At 64.1% G+C, this 16,337-nt stretch carries 17 protein-coding genes; 6 read left to right on the top strand and 11 right to left on the bottom strand.

Features of this window, described 5'->3' with window-relative positions; all coding sequences use genetic code 11:
• Positions 1-36 precede the first annotated feature (36 nt).
• From GXN78_RS30115 to ltrA, 10 genes are all read right to left on the bottom strand, one after another.
• Positions 37-576: an NADH-quinone oxidoreductase subunit B family protein gene (locus GXN78_RS30115; RefSeq protein ID WP_106560073.1), complete on the bottom strand. Its 540-nt coding sequence runs from the start codon at positions 574-576 to the stop codon at positions 37-39.
• Positions 576-1,958: a Ni,Fe-hydrogenase III large subunit gene (locus tag GXN78_RS30110; RefSeq protein ID WP_343231039.1), complete on the bottom strand. Its 1,383-nt coding sequence runs from the start codon at positions 1,956-1,958 to the stop codon at positions 576-578. The genes GXN78_RS30115 and GXN78_RS30110 overlap by 1 nt, the downstream gene beginning before the upstream one ends.
• 171 nt (positions 1,959-2,129) lie before the next feature.
• On the bottom strand, positions 2,130-3,584 hold the full coding sequence (locus tag GXN78_RS30105) for a hydrogenase 4 subunit F (protein WP_106561390.1): 1,455 nt from the start codon (positions 3,582-3,584) through the stop codon (positions 2,130-2,132).
• A 1-nt stretch (position 3,585) separates the two neighbouring features.
• Positions 3,586-4,248: a formate hydrogenlyase gene (locus GXN78_RS30100; RefSeq protein ID WP_106561391.1), complete on the bottom strand. Its 663-nt coding sequence runs from the start codon at positions 4,246-4,248 to the stop codon at positions 3,586-3,588.
• A gap of 1 nt (position 4,249) precedes the next feature.
• Positions 4,250-5,197, bottom strand: coding sequence for an NADH-quinone oxidoreductase subunit H (locus GXN78_RS30095; protein WP_106561392.1), 948 nt, complete (start codon positions 5,195-5,197; stop codon positions 4,250-4,252).
• A 7-nt stretch (positions 5,198-5,204) separates the two neighbouring features.
• Positions 5,205-7,235 (bottom strand): hydrogenase 4 subunit B, encoded by a 2,031-nt coding sequence (gene hyfB / locus GXN78_RS30090; protein ID WP_106561393.1) that lies wholly within the window; start codon positions 7,233-7,235, stop codon positions 5,205-5,207.
• A gap of 225 nt (positions 7,236-7,460) precedes the next feature.
• Entirely contained in the window at positions 7,461-8,216 is a 756-nt protein-coding gene (locus GXN78_RS30085; RefSeq protein ID WP_106561395.1) for a fused MFS/spermidine synthase, read from the bottom strand.
• 50 nt (positions 8,217-8,266) lie between these two features.
• Positions 8,267-8,896 (bottom strand): hypothetical protein, encoded by a 630-nt coding sequence (locus GXN78_RS30080; protein ID WP_106561394.1) that lies wholly within the window; start codon positions 8,894-8,896, stop codon positions 8,267-8,269.
• Between the two features lie 177 nt (positions 8,897-9,073).
• Entirely contained in the window at positions 9,074-9,244 is a 171-nt protein-coding gene (locus GXN78_RS41540; RefSeq protein WP_239143022.1) for a hypothetical protein, read from the bottom strand.
• Positions 9,245-9,647: 403 nt separating this feature from the next.
• Entirely contained in the window at positions 9,648-11,156 is a 1,509-nt protein-coding gene (ltrA, locus tag GXN78_RS30070; protein WP_164255457.1) for a group II intron reverse transcriptase/maturase, read from the bottom strand.
• Between the two features lie 401 nt (positions 11,157-11,557).
• Between ltrA and GXN78_RS30065 the strand changes: the two genes are divergently transcribed.
• The 6 genes from GXN78_RS30065 (at position 11,558) to mazF (ending at position 14,285) form a co-directional block, all read left to right on the top strand.
• The gene (locus GXN78_RS30065) at positions 11,558-11,755 is read left to right on the top strand and encodes a ribbon-helix-helix protein, CopG family (protein WP_106561475.1); all 198 of its coding nucleotides are present in this window, start codon (positions 11,558-11,560) and stop codon (positions 11,753-11,755) included.
• A 548-nt stretch (positions 11,756-12,303) separates the two neighbouring features.
• Complete coding sequence (locus GXN78_RS30060; protein ID WP_106561473.1) at positions 12,304-12,501, top strand: ribbon-helix-helix domain-containing protein; 198 nt, start codon at positions 12,304-12,306, stop codon at positions 12,499-12,501.
• A gap of 188 nt (positions 12,502-12,689) precedes the next feature.
• The gene (locus tag GXN78_RS30055; protein ID WP_239143021.1) at positions 12,690-12,932 is read left to right on the top strand and encodes a hypothetical protein; all 243 of its coding nucleotides are present in this window, start codon (positions 12,690-12,692) and stop codon (positions 12,930-12,932) included.
• Between the two features lie 213 nt (positions 12,933-13,145).
• On the top strand, positions 13,146-13,496 hold the full coding sequence (locus GXN78_RS30050) for a hypothetical protein (protein ID WP_106561472.1): 351 nt from the start codon (positions 13,146-13,148) through the stop codon (positions 13,494-13,496).
• A gap of 208 nt (positions 13,497-13,704) precedes the next feature.
• Positions 13,705-13,947 (top strand): AbrB/MazE/SpoVT family DNA-binding domain-containing protein, encoded by a 243-nt coding sequence (locus GXN78_RS30045; RefSeq protein ID WP_106561471.1) that lies wholly within the window; start codon positions 13,705-13,707, stop codon positions 13,945-13,947.
• On the top strand, positions 13,947-14,285 hold the full coding sequence (gene mazF / locus GXN78_RS30040) for an endoribonuclease MazF (protein ID WP_106561470.1): 339 nt from the start codon (positions 13,947-13,949) through the stop codon (positions 14,283-14,285). The genes GXN78_RS30045 and mazF overlap by 1 nt, the downstream gene beginning before the upstream one ends.
• A gap of 624 nt (positions 14,286-14,909) precedes the next feature.
• Here mazF and GXN78_RS30035 read toward each other — a convergent pair.
• Positions 14,910-16,271: an IS1380 family transposase gene (locus tag GXN78_RS30035; protein WP_106561504.1), complete on the bottom strand. Its 1,362-nt coding sequence runs from the start codon at positions 16,269-16,271 to the stop codon at positions 14,910-14,912.
• Positions 16,272-16,337: the final 66 nt, after the last annotated feature.

The following is a 16,337-nucleotide window of genomic DNA, read 5'->3' as shown; positions in this document are numbered from 1 at the left end:
ACACCGTCCCCTCTGGGCGGAGATCAATCGGCATCTTCATGGTGAACGCCTGCGACGATCGACTTGCTGTCGCTCCTGAACAGCGCCAAGGATCCCGCGTAGGATGTCGATCGGCGGCGGGGGACAACCGGGTACCGCCACATCAACCGGAATCACGTTTGCCACCTTGCCACAGCTGGCGTAGCTCTCACCGAAGATGCCGCCGGTGCAGCCGCAATCGCCGACGGCGACCACCAGCTTCGGCTCTGGCGTGGCCTCGTAAGTCCGCCGCAAGGCCTCTTCCATGTTGCGCGACACCGGCCCGGTCACCAGCAGCATGTCCGCGTGGCGCGGGCTGGCGACGAACCTGATGCCGAGTCCCTCGATGTTGTAGTAAGGGTTGTTGAGTGCGTGGATTTCGAGTTCACAGCCGTTGCATGAGCCGGCATCGACCTGCCGGATCGTCAGCGCCTGGCCCAAGATGGCGAGGATGTCGCGCTGGATGCGGTCGACGGCGGCGTGGTCGGCATCATCAACCCGGGGTGCCGGCTCGGTGACGATGCCGGTGCGGACGATCTGTTTGAGGATGTGCCACATCAGAGATCGTGGCCCGAGTAGCTCAGGTTGAAGGACTTGTTGATCAGCGGAAAGTCCGGAACGATGTTGCCGATGATGGCGTGCTCGAGCACCGGCCAGTTCTGCCAGGATGGATCATGGCAATGACATCGCACGATGCGACCATCTCCGCCAATCTCCAGCGCGACGAGAACCTCGCCCCGCCAGCTTTCGACCCGACCTGCACCCAGCGATGTAGAGGCCCGAGGCAGAAGCTCGGCACGAGCGGCGCCGTCCGGCAAGCCCGAGCAGATGGCGCGGATGAGCCGCAATGACTCGAATGCTTCTTCGAACCGCACCGCCACGCGTGCGGCGACATCGCCATCACTGTGCACCGCCATCGCGGCCTTCAGCTGATCGTAGGGCGGCCAGGGGAAGTCGCAGCGCAGATCGGCCATCTGCGCGCTGGCGCGTCCTGCCAGGCCCGTCAGGCCGAGTTGTGCAGCCAGCTGGGGCGTTACCCGTCCCGTGCCGACAAACCGGTCCTGCAAGCCCGCGTGCTCGTCGTAGATACGACGCAGCGCGCGCACCTCGCGCTCGATCACGTCGCACTGGGTGCTCAGGCGAGTCCGCATCGTGGGTGTCAGATCGATCGCAGCGCCGCCGGGCACGATGGCATCCATCATCAGGCGGTGGCCAAAAATCTCCTTGGACAGGCGCAACCAGTCCTCGCGCAGGCGCGAGAACTGCGCCAGGCCGAAGGCCAGGGCTGCATCGTTCCCCAGAGCGCCGAGATCGCCCAGATGATTGGCCACCCGCTCGCGCTCCAGCATCAGCGCACGCAGCCAGGCGGCGCGCTCCGGGATCTCGCCGCCCCAGGCCGATTCGAGCGCCATGCTGTAGGCCCAGGCATAAGCGACCGTTGTGTCGCCGGAGACCCGCCCTGCGAGACGAGGGGCTTCCAGCGGCATCAGTTCCGTGAACCGACGCTCGATGCCCTTGTGCGTGTACCCAAGGTGCTGTTCCAGCCTGAGCACCTTCTCGCCCACGACGGAGAAGCGAAAGTGGCCGGGCTCGATGATGCCGGCATGCACGGGCCCGACGGCGATCTCGTGCACCCCGTCGCCGTCGACGCGCACGAAGGGGTAGTTGGCAGGTAGCGCGCCGGCGGCAGCGGCTGCTTCGGGCAGGGGCGTGTGTTGCAGCGGCAATGATCCGGGTGGCCACACCCCGTGGTCGAGCCAAGGGCGATCATCGCGGCTGCCCTCGGCCCGGATGCCTGACAGGTCGGCCACGGCGCGTTGCATGCGCTCCGCGCACGGGAATGCAACGGCCAGATCGGGAAACCCTTGCGCTGCGTCGTCGAGCTTCAGTTCGAGCCAGACCAGCCCGTCGGAAACGGCATAGGCTGCACACGCCGCCATTCCGTCGCCGGACGTGCTGCGATCGACGCCCAGACCGAAACGAGCCGTCCACCCGCGTCCGCGATACTGCGCGCCGTGGCGCCCAGGCGTCCCGACTCACCCGCCCGTGCCAGGCGGGCAACGGCGCCGGCAGGCGTCGCAGATCGAATCGAGTTCGGCTGCGCCATCTGATCAGTTCCCCAGCATCGCCGCTGCCTGGACGTACCAGGCGTTGAGATAGGGTGGGATGTAGACACCGAGCATCAGGCCTAGCGTCAGATGCATGAACACCGGAATCAGGGCGGGCGGGTGCGCCAAGGGCCTCACGTTGGTCTCGCCGAACACCATCGGCTGCACCCGGCTGAAGACGGATGCAAACGCCAGGCCCAAGGCGATCAGCAGGAACGGGGTCGCCCAGGGCTGCTCGCGCATCGCAGTCGTAACGATCAGGAACTCGCTCGCGAAGACTCCAAACGGGGGCATGCCAAGGATGGCGAGCGATCCGAGCATCAGCCCCCAGGCGACCGTCGGGCTGACCTTGATGAGCCCGCGGATGTCTTCCATCAGCTGGGTGCCCGCCTTCTGCGTGGCATGACCGACGGCAAAGAAGATTGCGGACTTGATCAGCGAATGCACCGTCATGTGCAGCAGCCCGGCGTAGTTGGCGATCGGGCCGCCCATGCCGAAAGCGAAGGTCATCATTCCCATGTGCTCGATCGACGAGTAGGCAAACATGCGCTTCACGTCCTTTTGCCGGATCATGAAGAAGACCGCCGCCACGATGGACAGCAGGCCGAAGCCCATCATCAACCGCCCGGCCAGCGGATAGTGCAGCGCGCCGTCGGTCAGCACCTTGCAGCGCAGGATTGCGTAGAGTGCGACGTTCAGCAGCAGGCCCGACAGCACGGCCGATACCGGCGTTGGCCCCTCGGCGTGGGCGTCCGGCAGCCAGTTGTGAACCGGCACCAGGCCGACCTTGGTACCGTAGCCGATGAACAGGAACGCGAACGCCAGCGTGATGATGTTCGGGTCAAGCTGGTCCTTCACCGCATCGAGGTTGGTCCACAGCAAGGCGCCGCCTTCGGGGCCGATCACCTTCTCGGCCGCCATGTAGAGCAGCACCGTTCCGAACAGCGCCTGGGCAATGCCCACGCCGCACAGGATGAAGTATTTCCATGCGGCCTCCAGGCTGGCGGCGGTGCGATAGACGCTGACCAGCAGCACGGTGGTCAGGGTGGCCGCCTCCATCGCGACCCAGACGATGCCCATGTTGTTGGTCGTCAGTGCCAGCAGCATCGTGAAGCTGAACAGCTGGTACATGCTGTGGTACAGGCGCAGGCGCGGCGGGGTCATCTTGCCGTGGTCGCGCTCCACGCGCATGTAGGGGCGCGAAAAGATGGATGTGGTCAGGCCCACGAACGCGGTCAGCGTGACGAGAAAGACATTCAGCGGGTCGATGTAGAACTCGCGCTCCCACACCAGCATCGGCCCGCTCTCAACGATCTGCGCGGTGAGCACGCAGGCGGCGACGAAGGTGCCCAGGCTGAAGGCGACGTTGACGTCGCGTGCGTTGTCGCGCTGGCCGACCAGCGCCAGCACCAGCCCACCGGCCAGGGGCGTTGCGAGAAGGAAGGCCAATGCGAGCAACTCAGTCTTCCTTCAGTTTTTCGAGGTGGCGGATGTCCAGGCTGTCGAACTGTTCGCGAATCTGGAACATGAAGACGCCCAGGATCAGCACGCCGATTAGCACGTCCAGGGCGATGCCCAACTCGACCACCATTGGCATGCCGTAGGTGGCCGACGTGGCGGCAAAGAACAGGCCGTTCTCCATCGCCAGGAAGCCGATGACCTGCGGAACCGCCTTCGCGCGCGCGATCATCATCAGGAACGACAGCAGCACGCAGGCCAGCGCGATGCCCAGCGTGCCGCTGACCAGCGCTGACGACAACTGGGAAATGGGTATCGCCAGATTGAACGCGAAGATCACGACCCCGATGCCGATCAGCATCGTCGTCGGGATGTTGATCAGCGTCTCGACGTCCCAGCGGATGTCGAGACGGTCGATGACCCGGTGCAGCAGGTACGGGATCAACAGCACCTTGAGCACCGCGGTCAGCCCGGCCGACAGGTACAGGTGGTGCTGGCCGGTTACATAGCCGACAACGGCGGTCGCGAGCGCCAGCGTCGCACCCTGCATCGTGAACAAGTGGATCAGAGTGAGGATGCGCCGCTGCGAGATCATCGCGAAGGCGAGCATCAGCAGCACCGCGCCGAGCAGGTTGACGAGTTGGGTCAGGATGCTGCTGCTCATGTCACTGGTTGAGGAGCAGGTGTACCAGCATGCCGATCACCGCGAGCAGGAAGGCGGTGGCCAGGAACTCGGGCACGCGAAAGATGCGCATCTTGGCGCTTGCCGTCTCCAGCGCGGCCAGCAGAAAGCCGCCCACGGCGAGCTTGGCCGCCAGCACGGGAAGGGCCAGCAGCATCTGCAGCGGGGCCTGCGCCTGCGCAACGCCCCAGGGGAAGGACAGGGCCAGGCCGATGCACGAGTAAGCGAACAGCTTCAGGCTGGCCGCCCATTCGATCAGCGCCAGGTGGCGGCCCGAGTACTCGAGGATGAGCGCCTCGTGAATCATCGTCAGCTCGAGGTGCGTGGCCGGGTTGTCGACTGGTACGCGCGCGTTCTCGGCCAGCGACACCATCGTGAATGCAACCCCGGCAAAGGCCATGCCGGGATAGATCGCCAGTTCACGCTGAGTCAGCGTCTCGACAATGGTGGTGAGCGACGTCGACTGGGAAATCAGCGAAGCCGAAAAGAGGACCATCAACAGCGCGGGCTCGGCCAGAAAACCGATCAGCATCTCGCGCCGTGCCCCCATGGTGCCGAACGCGGTGCCGACGTCCATGGCAGCCAACGAAATGAACACCCGCGCCAGGGCAAACAGCCCGACCAGTGCGATCGCATCGGCCGCCGGCGCCAACGGCAGATCGGTCGACAGCGTGGGGATGATGGCGCAGGCCAGGACCATGCAGCCGAACATCACATAGGGCGTGACGCGAAAGAGTCGCGATGCGTGATCGGCGACCATCGACTCCTTGTTGAACAGCTTGTGCAGCATCCGGTAGGGTTGCCAGAGGCTGGGCGCTGTCCTGTTCTGGAGCCACGCGCGCCACAGGTTGACCCAGCCGGTCAGCAGGGGTGCCAGCCCGATCGCGATGACGATCTCCAGCAGCTGCGACATGAAGGCGGCGAAGCTCATGGCGACCTCATCGCATCACCACCAGCAGCGTGGCCACCAGCGTCAGGAAGCTGTACAGCAGGTACACCGAGATCCGGCCTTGCTGCATCAGGCCGATCAGCCGCGCGAGGTACGCCGCCAGCTCGGCCAGGGGCAGATAGAGCCAGCGCCAGAAGTGATCCTCGACCGTGACGCGATAGCGCGGTTTCGCATCGAAGGGCGTGGGCAGATCACGTCGCATCAGGAAGAACGGTTCGAAGATCTGGCGGATCGGCTGGCCAAATCCTTCGGCGGTGTCCTGCATGCGGGCGGTGCCCCACGGGAAGCCGCAGGCCCAGGGCAGGCCACGGCGTACGCGGCCGTGGTAGAGCCTGCGCACCAGCAGGAAGGCGAGCGCAAAGCTACCCAGGATTCCGAGCAGAAAGATCACGGGACCGTAACTGGCCTGCGCGAGACTGTTCGGCGCCAACAGCCAGCCGCTGGCTGCCGCCTTGGCGCCGAGACCCGATTCGACCAGTTGCTGCGTCACCGGATCGATCAATTGAATGAACTGTGTCGGCAGCAGTCCCAGCGCGATGCAGCCAAGCGCCAGCCACACCATCCCCGTGCGTTCCCAGCGGCCCGCATCGTGGGCGTGGACCAGCTTCTCTTCGCGCGGTTGCCCGAGGAAGATCACGCCGAAGAATTTGACCATGGTGTAGCCGGCCAGCGCGGCCACCAGGGCGATGAGCGCAGCCACGACCGGAATCAGCATGGTCAGCAAGGGCACGGGCAGCCCTGGCGTGAAGAGGAAACTCTGCAGCAGCAGCCATTCCGACACGAACCCCCCCAGCGGCGGCAGGCCCGCGCTGGTCAGCACGCCCAACAGGGTGAGCCAGGCGACCCAGGGCATCATCCGGATCAGCCCCCCCAGCTTGCCGAGGCTTCTCTCGGACGTGGCATGAAGCACGCAGCCGGTCCCGAGGAAGAGCAGGCTCTTGAAAAAGGCGTGGCCGGCGACGTGATAGAGGGCCGCCGTCAATGCGAGTGCTGCCATCGGCTTCATGTCGTAGGCCGAAAAAATCAAGGTCAGGCCCATGCCGACGAACAACAGGCCCATGTTCTCGATCGACGAATAGGCCAGCAGCCGCTTCATATCGGTCTGCACCGCCGCGAAGATCACGCCGAACAGGGCCGTCGCCAGGCCGGCCGTCAGCAGCAGGCCGCCCCACCACCACTGGTGTGTATGCAGCAGGTCGAAAGACACGCGCAACAACCCGTAGATGGCCGTGTTCAGCATGACCCCGCTCATCATGGCCGAGACGGGGGACGGCGCAGCGGGGTGGGCCTCTGGCAGCCACACATGCAACGGCACGATGCCGGCCTTGGCGCCGAAGCCGAACAAGGCAAGCAGGAAGCCAGCGGAGGCCCAAAACGGCGACAAGACCTGGGCGCGCATGTTGGCGAAGGTGTAGTCGCCCGTGTTGGCCTGCAGCACGCCGAAGCACAACAGGACGGCGATCGCGCCGATCCTCGCCATCGTGATGTAGAGATAGCCCGCGCTGCGCACCTCGGCCATGCGGTGGTTCGCGGTCACCAGGAAGTAGGACGACAGCGCCATCGTCTCCCACATCACCATGAATGCATAGGCGTCGTCGGCGAGGATCACCCCCACCATGCTGACCAGAAAGACGTGATACTCCAGGCACAGCAGGCCGGGGGGCGTGCCTTCGCCCTTGCGGAAGTAGCCGGCCGCAAACATGGAGATGCCGGCTGAGGCTCCACCGATCACCATCAGGAAATAAGCCGACAGGCTGTCCAGGCGGAGATGGAAGGGCAGTGCCGGCAACCCGATCGGCAACACGGCGACGGCGACCTCGGGGCGACCGAGCAGCGCGTCCAGCGCCAGGCCGAAGAGCGCCAACCCGAGCAGGCCCCCCATGGGGAAGAGCACCTGGGACACCAGGCCGAAGCGATGCAGGGCGAAGATCCCGGCGGCCCCCACGATCAGCCAGGCCATCGCCACAATGAGCATCCAGTCGAGATGGAGCCATTGCGTGACGGGGGGCAGGCCACTCATGACTCAGGCACCGTGCTGCGCAAGGTCACCGGGCAGCCGACGCACCCTCTGCGATGCCTTCCGATCCTGCACCGCCCACGGCCGCTCGAAGGCTTCCCTCCCATGAGGGGCGACGAGCGGGGGCAGGCGCGCAGGTTGAAGCTCCATGGATCCTCAGCATGGCAATGCAATAGGTACCCGATGCACATAGTATATGAATGCCATGCGATTCAAGAACTAAGAACGCTAGCCTCGCTGGTCCTTCAGCACTGACGCGATCAACGCGAACCCGGCGAGCAGCTGGCTGGCTGCGCCCGGGTCGAGGTCCGGCGGCCTGCGAATCGCTCCCAGGCGGTACGTTCCCAGGGCATTGCCTTTGCAGGCAAACACAACGCTGTGGCTCTCCTCGCCGTCATCGACCACCAGGACCGAGCCGTTGAAACTGCGACGGATGCGAGGCAGGTGCTCGTTGCTTCCGGGGGCACCGTGCTGCAGATTGACCACCATGGTCCCGTCGGGCTGGAGGGCCTCATGACAGTCGTCGTAGAAGCTTTGAGAAGACAACTGCGCGGGCAGCCCCTCAAGGTCATAGCCGTCGACCATCAACACATCGAAACGACCGGGGCTGCGGCGTACAAAGTCCGCTCCGTCGCTTTGGAGAACGATGAACCGCGCGTCATCGCGCGGTATGTGGAACTCCTCGCGCAGGGCGATCACTCTCGGATTGATCTCGGCGACCTGGATTCGGGCACGACTCAAATAGCGATAGCAGAACTTGGCCAGCGACCCACCACCCAAGCCGATCATTCCAATGCTCCGCGGCTGCGGCTTGAAAAGCAGGAATCCCATCATCGTGCGCGTGTACTCGAGAGCGAGCGCGTACGGGTCGTTGAGCCGCATGCGGCTTTGAATGTCGCGGATGCAGAAATGGAGGGCCTTGGAGTTGGGGGTCTCGTAGATGAAGGGCTTGGTGTGCTGCGCGGACGCGGGACTGTCGGACATGGGCGAGTTCGTCATCCTGGGGTTCTTGATCTCTGATCGCGGCTTCGGATTCAGCGCTTGGCCAGGTGCAGCAGTGATGCGCGAATGTGCTCGGTGTCCATGTTGGCGATCACTACGCGTGGGGTGAGGAATGTGGGTTGGCTGATCTGAAGGTTGGGAAATACGAGCAGGCATTGAGCGTGAGCACTGCTCGGGTCCGTCACCCGGTGGTGTGCCAATACCCCTTGCCAAACGACGTCCGTCGAAGCGATGTTCGTGAGCAAGGTGATGACCACCGCGCGATCCAGCCCCAGGTCCAGCGTCGCGACATCATTCCCCTCTTGCGGAGTCGATTCGATCTGGACTGCCGCCAGCTCGGGGACGCTCTTCAGTATCTGCTTGACGATCTCCAGCAGGCAGTCGCGCATGATCAATCTTGGGAATGAGCCGGTGGTCCCGGCCGCTCGAATGAGGCTTGCGAGCCCCGACAAGCTCGAATCGCTTGCGTCGTACCGCACGCATTGCAGCCTCCACTCAGGGTACAACTGGCAGGCAGTGTCGACGTCGTGCGGATCGACGGCAGCGTAGCAAGCCGCATCCAGACAGGTCATGGCTTCCTCGAAGGCATCGATCGACGCCAAGGCGTCAGGGAACTGCTGCGCAAAGGCTCTCAGGTCCTTGACACCATGGCGCGTGCGCATGAGCGGCGACGCGAGATGTACGAAGTCCCCCTCGCGCCAAAGTGCCGCGCAAACTTGAGGGTTCCCGCCAGGTGGCCGAAACTGGACCAGCATCAAGTTGTGATGGAGATTTGATCGCTGAGTGGTCAATGGCGTGGTGGGTGCTGAAGTCGGTAGCAGGTCGTCTACTGAAAAATCTCAGCTCTTGATGCCGAGCAGATCAAGCACCCCGCAGACAAAGGTCAACGGATGGGGCGGACACCCAAGCACGTAAAGCGTCGGCCTGAATCGGTCGAGGAAACTTCGCTCCAAGGCTGACGAGTCCCCGAAGGGGCTGCCCGATATCGCGCAGGCCCCCACCCCGACCATCAGCTTGGAATCGGGCCCGCCATCCCAGCACAGTTGCAGTGCCGGCCATGCTGCGTGTGATCGGCCCCGTCAACACCAGACCGTCCGCATGGCGCCGGGATGCGATGTCGATGCCGTAGCGCCCGATGTCGAAGTTGACGTTGGTGGGCACCTCGATGCCGTCATGGTCGTGGTCACCGACGCGCATCAGCGACCCAGGCGGCCATCCCGCCTGCCGTGCGCAGGAATCATTGAGGCAATGCAAATCAAGGGCTCCAGTCCCGACCAAGCAGGATCAGATCTGACCTGCTTGGTGTGCAATCCAAGTTGCACATGATGATACTATTATTATCATGCAACTGACATAGTAGGAGTAGGAATGCCAGTCACCCAGCACCCCCTCCGCAGATCCGTACGTGCGGAGCTACCGCATACGGCTCCTGCCTTGGGTCGTGACGATCAGACGCTGGTTCGGGTAAGGGTGGCAGATGGTCGGAACAGGCAGCCAGTGCGCCATCAAGCGATACATGCGTCGCCAAGGCAGGTCGTGGCTCTGGCTGCGGCGGCACAACGTGCGGTGCCACAACCCGACGACCTGGAAGCGGAATGCCCTCAGCCGCGCGCCGTTGCACGGCACGCCGAAGTAGCGCGCATGCCCAGTCACCACCGCCCGCAGGTACTGGCCCTGCTCCGGGATGGGTTGGTGCATGCGCCTTCTGAGTTCGAGCTTGACCACCTGCAGTTTGGCTCGCAGGCGTTTGGCACTGGTGAGTCGCAGGACCATGAAGTGGCCCTTCCTCGTCGTCCCGCAGCAATGCGTGAACCCCAGGAAGTCGAAGGTCTGCGGCTTGCCTTGTCCCTTGCGGCGTCGGTTCTCGCGGGCGAAGCGCCCGAACTCGATCAGCCGCGTCTTCTCGGGGTGCAGCTTCAGCCCGAACTGGCCCAGCCGCTCGGCCACCGCGCGCTGGAAGCGCTCGGCATCGTCGCGGAACTGGAACCCGGCAACCCAATCGTCGGCGTAGCGCACGACGATCACGTCGCCTCGGGCATGGCGCCCCCTCCACTGCTTGACCCACAGGTCGAACGCATAGTGCAGGTAGATGTTGGCCAGCAGCGGGCTGATGCTCCCACCCTGAACCGTACCCAACTCACTTTGCGTCAGCCTGCCGTCTTCCAGCACGCCCGCGTGCAGCCATTTCTTGATCAGCCGCACCACGCGCGCGTCAGCCACGCGGTGTTCGATGAACTTCACCAGCCAGTCCCTTTCGATCGTGTCGAAGAACTTGGCTATGTCCGCATCGAGTATCCAGTTCACTCGTCTGCTGCTCACACCTACCGCCACGGCATCCAGCGCGTTGTGCGCGCTCTTGCCGGGCCTGAAGCCGTAGCTGAACCCGAGGAAGTCCTGCTCGTAGATGGCGTTCAACACTTCGACCGTGGCGCGCTGCACGAGCTTGTCCTCCAGCGCCGGCACGCCCAGCGGGCGCTTGCTGCCGTCGGCCTTGTCGATGTACACCCTCTTGACAGGCTGGGGCCGGTAGCCCCCTCGGGCCAGCCGCTCGGACAGTTCCAGGAGGTTGCCCTCCAGGTCCTGCCCGTACGTCTGCCAGGTCTGGCCGTCCACCCCGGCGGCCGCATCGCGCTTGAGCGCAAGGTAGGCCGCCCGCAGGCGCTCGACCGCGTAGATGTGATGCAGCAGTCCAGTGAACCTCGCACCACGACGGCCCTTTGCCGTCTGTCGTATGCCATCGAGCGCGGTTCCCATGTCATAGACCCGCACCGATCTGCGGGACATGCGCGCCGCGATGGCATTGCCCTTGGCCTGCCGCCTTCCCTCCACCGCCTCCGCCGCCGCAGGGGCTTCCCCCGCGGCCTTGTTCGGCAGCTTCTTCGGTACTACGCAGCAGTCCGACTTCCCGCGCCCGTGGCTCATCGTCGTACGCCCTTGGGCTTCACGATGCGCTCTGCAGCCAGCGCTTCCCAGCGCTGCGCAGAAGGACGCGGGATCTCCCGGTTCCCGTGCGAGGTGTTTCCGCGCGTGCGCGGGGTCTCTGACCGCGCGGGGTCCGATGCCGCCTCGCCAAAGCGGCAGCATCGGTGTGGCCTTCGGCTTTCTCCGACAACCTCGGCACCCCGGACCACCCGCAACTCTCGCCGCGGGGCATGTATTACGCGGCTCGATACCCGGCCCGCGCGTACCCCTGTCAACGCTTCGCCCACACCCTCACGAATGTGTACGCATGACTCGGGGCCGCCGTAGCTGGCTAAGCCTTCAACGTATGACTCTTTCATTCACAACACCTCGCCGGTTTTGACCGGCGCACCGGAGATCCGATGGAACTCAAGACAGCGCGCCTGACGGTGCTGGTCGATCCAGCGAAGAAGAAGGCCTTTGAGGCGCTGTGTGCCCGCCAAGACGCGACCCCTTCGCAGGTCGTGCGACGTTTGATTCGCGACTACCTGACCCACCACGGCATCGCCTTCGTCCCGAGCGGACTGGAGGTCGTTGAAGACATGGCCTCAAGACCTTGATCGGCGATGACGAGCCGAACAGATGCACTCCAGACCTCAAGAACTTGACGACGAGCAACTCGCCGAGTTGGCCCGGGAGTGGGGTACGCGCGCGGCAGGTGGCGAACAGCTTGCTTCTGGTGTCGCGCAGGCGTTTGAGGCGGAGCAGCGCCGTCGCCAACGTACTCAGGAGAGCCAAGTGCAGCCGCTCGCATCTCCCGAACAACCGAAACAGACCAAGCCGCGGCCTTGGTGGAAGTTTTGGGGAAGCTGAGCGCTCCGCAGGCGAAGGCCGGGTCGGGATTCTTCCGGCGCGAATGCCCGTCCGGCACCAGCGATGATCGCTGACGAAGCGGCCGCACGCGGCGCAATCGCCCGCGTGGGCGAGCGAACGGGGCTCCATGCCCTGGACGCTTTCCTGGCCTGTCGCTAACTGTTTACCATAGCCGGCGCAGGACATCGTCCTCAAGAGCAGCCCACGCTTGACGAACCCTGCCGAAAGCCACTCCGATCCAAATTGACTTGTATGTGTGTTTGATTAACATACAATTGCCATATTTGGAGTCGTCATGGAGCTCAAGACTGCTCGCCTTACGGTCCTCATTGATCCGGCCAAGAAACAGGCCTTCGAGACACTTTGCGCGCAACAGGACGTGACGCCTTCTCAAGTGGTGAGGCGCCTGATTCGCGATTACTTGGCCCATCATGGCGTGAGCTACGTGCCGAGCGGTGTTGGGACAGATGACACGAAGGCCCGCGAGCGCTGACCTGACCCGAATCAGACGAGGCAGGGCGGCCAGGCTTTGAAGGAGGGCAGCCGCTACCAGATGGTCGCCATGGGTGCGGAGATGAAGGACCCGCAGACCGGCCAAAGCCTGGGACGCGTCGAGCAGCCGTGCTGCGAGCTCGTGATTGAACGCGTGACACGAACCTGTCCTATGGCCGGCTGGAGAACGTGCGCTCGAACCTGGAGCAACTCCCGGTGGGCGGGCTGCAGCTGCGCGACGAACTCAAGAACGTCGCGGTTGCCAAGGCGCAGCCAACCGCAGCCCCTACGGCTGGAGAGCCGCAGGGCACGGCTCCCCAGGCAGCGGCAGCGGTGGTGGGCGCGGCGGCGCCCACGGGCAAGGTCGTGCAACCGCGTCCCGCGCCGGCTCCCGCGGCCGTGGCGCCCGCGAAGAACGACGACAAGTGGTGAGCATGGCGGGGCCCGCGGCCCTGCCTTTTGCAGCGGCATAGGCGACCCTCGTGGGGTGGCTGGAAGAGCCTGCGGCCGGCTGCTGCCTTGATTTCCGGACAGCCAGCGCGCATGATCTCCCGCGCCTGCTCGCAGCGCAGGCGCTGTCGTTCGGCCTGCTTCCTTCAAGGTCTGGCTCGGATGGTTTCAACCGAACCCGCTCGTCGCGCCGCCATGCTCAAGACCGCAGGATCCGCCGCAACGTATCTGCAATTCGTCCGCCTGGCTCGCGCCCTTCGCGACATCCCGTTAATGGACGCGATGGAAGAACGGATTCTCAACGGCTTGGCGGCGAAATGGGCAGCAGGCGAGAGCGTGCGAGTCCTCGAGGCCATGGACCTGGATGTCGCGTCGTCACCAACGACAGTGCACCGCCGGCTGCGCTCGCTGCGCGAGAAAGGTCTCGTCACCTTCGCCGACGATCACGGCGACAGTCGCATCAAGTACATCGTTCCGACGGCTCAGGCCCGTGCGTATTTTGCTAAGCTGAGGCAGGTGATCGACAAGGTGGCGCGAAAGAAATAGTCCACTGTTCAGGTCATCGTGCCGCGTATTCGAACCCCAACCCTCTCCGCCGGAGACCTAGCAGTGTCAAGCGACATCGGGAACTGCTGGCCCATGCGCCTCGCTACTTCGCGTACCCAACGCCAGCAAAACCAGTCCGTATCGACAATGTTGCTACGTTCGCAAGAATGAGGTAAAGTATCGACATTGACGATACAATGGAGGCCACATGCATGTAATGGTGAAGAAATGGGGCAACAGCGCATCGGTGCGCATTCCCGCGGCGGTGATGGAGGCTGCGCGGCTGCAATTGGACGAAACCGTAGACGTGCGTGAAGAGGAAGGGCGTATCGTGATCGAGCCTGTACGGCCCGGCGAATTCGAACTCACAAAATTGCTGGCCCGGATCACCCCGGAAAATTTGCACGGCGAAGTCAGCTTCGGTCCTGCTGCGGGCAAAGAGTCGTTCTAATGATTCGCCGCTATGTGCCCGAGGCCGGGGACATTGTGTGGCTGCATTTTGACCCGCAAGCCGGTCACGAGCAGGCCGGGCATCGGCCCGCGTTGGTGCTCAGCCCGTCGGCGTACAACGCAAAGACCGGCTTGATGCTTTGCTGCCCTTTGACGACGCAAGTAAAGGGCTATCCGTTTGAGGTCGAGATTGCTGGAGCCCGAACAGGCGCGGCCCTGGCCGATCAAGTGAAGAGCCTTGATTGGGTAGTCCGCAAAGCGAGCCGCAAAGGCAAGGCTTCTGCTGCGGAGCTAGCCGAGGTCAGGGCAAAGGCAATCGCCCTCACTGGCAAGCCTTAGCATTCCTCAGAGAATCGCCCATTGTTTTCTCAGGCGGCCAACTAAGGCCCTGGCTCCGCTGTTGCGCGCCGGCCGGGCATGATGAGCTTGGCGTCTGCCGTGACGCGCGCCGGCGGTGCCTCGGCGGCAAAGCCGAAGCCGCTCGAAACCTGAAGGAACCCGTAGCTCGCCAAGGTTTGGCGCCAGCTGATTGTTGTTCGCGTGCCCACGCTTGTGTGAATCAAGGCCAGACGGTCCTCCGACCACATAGCGGCTCACGAGCCGTTGGATCTGCCGTTGTCTCACTGCTCGCGGCCCAAATCGCTCCCACATGCGTCAACTGAGCAGGCCCTGCGTGTTGCCTCACGAAGGAATGTTACCCGGCTGTTGGTTGTCGTATGCCTGAATCCGTGAGCCCCAATGCTCTGCGGACCGATCCCGGGTGCTTTGTCGCACTGTGACCGAGCCATTCGACTGCCCGATGCTTGGCGGTGCCGAGATCGACGCGATGAAGTCGTCGCCATCACGACTCGGCGATCGACTTGCGTTGAGATGGGTGCGACTGGCCCACGCCGCAACCTCGCTCGGATGCGATTTTCTGGATTCGTGAGTGCGTGAATGAGGCCGGTGATAGGCCGGCTGCGCTCAGCAGCTGGTCAGCAGTTCGCCGTGCAGCCGCTGGAAGGCCTTGGCCGCGCGATCGTTGGCGCCCAGCCCGAGGATGATGCGCCGGCCATGCTCGATGAGACGGCCGGCGCGGTAGATGAGTTCCTGCATCACCGTCTTGATGCGCCTGCGTTTGGCCGCATGGCGCACGGGCGCATCGGACCCCAGCAGCCCGGCCTGGCCCATCAGGCGCAGGATATTCATGGCCAGCGCGGCGAGCTCGCACACCAGGTAGTTGGTACTGAACTTGCCCGAGGGCAGCCGCTCCAGATCGAGGTCGGTCTTGAATTCGGAGTGGAACTGCTCGTGCGTGCCGTGGTCGGCGTACAGCGCGATGATGGCCTTCCCATCGAACTGTTTGGCGCTCAGGCTCGTGGTCCAGCCATCCAACGTGAGCTTGGGCTCGATCAACAACTGGCCCTGCGCATCGATGGTGCGCTCGGTCAGGCGCAGCACGCGGCGCAGCGGCCGCTCGATGCCTTCGATCTCCAGCGCCTGTTCCCACAGCGTCACACGTTTGCCCGCGCGGGGATGCTCCCAGAGCGTGGTGGCGTCGGCCTCAAGCCGCTCGGCCAGCGCCGCCACGTTGGTCGTGCGCGGGTTCCACTTGATCAGCCAGTCCAGCTGCGGCACACCTGCACGGTTGTACGACTCGATCTCGCGCATCAGCGCCGCCGAGTCGAAGCCGGAATCCAGGCGCGCCAGGATCGGCGCCTTCGGACCCGCCGCACTCAGGCGCTGCGCCATCGGGATCACACGCTCGAAGTTGAATTGCGTCTCCGACGCCGAATGCTGCACGCCGGGGCGCAGCGCCAACTCAAGGCAGAACCCGTGCGAGCCCAGGTACGCGGCCAGCGGGCAGTAGCCATCGACCCCCGTGTAGGTACGACCTACGCCGTCCTTGGCAGTGCCGCCGTTGTTCATGGCGAAGGTGTCCACGTCCAGCGCCAGCCAGCCGCAAGGCAAGACGCCATAGTCGACTCGCGCGCCGTACAGCAGCGTCTCGATCAGCGTCGGCAGGAAGTCAAACAGTTCGTCCGCGCGGGCGTCCATGCGCTGGCGCAGCGTCGGGCTGGAGGGCAACAGCTTGATGCCCAGCGCCTGCTTGAAGAAGGCATCGCCGCGGAAGTTCTCGATCGCATCGAAGTCGCTCTTGCCCTGTACCAGCAGGCCCAGGTAGCTGCGCAGAATGTCGCTGTTGGCAACGCCATTTCGAACGGGCAAGGCGTCATCGAGCTGCTTGAATACCGGTGCGAGTCGATTCAGATGATGACCCACCAGCGCCAGACCGGCTACCGGGGTGAGGTCGTAGTCGAGTTGCTTGACGATGAAGGGGCGCATTGAAGGGAATCGGATACTGCGTTTGCAACAGCAGCATGAACGCCCTGCACCTGTCTCGCGTTTACC

Source organism: Variovorax sp. WS11, from assembly GCF_010499245.1.
Taxonomy (GTDB): Bacteria; Pseudomonadota; Gammaproteobacteria; order Burkholderiales; family Burkholderiaceae_C; genus Variovorax.
Note: the sequence above shows the minus strand (reverse complement) of the source record. Positions and strands in the feature narration are given on the sequence as shown.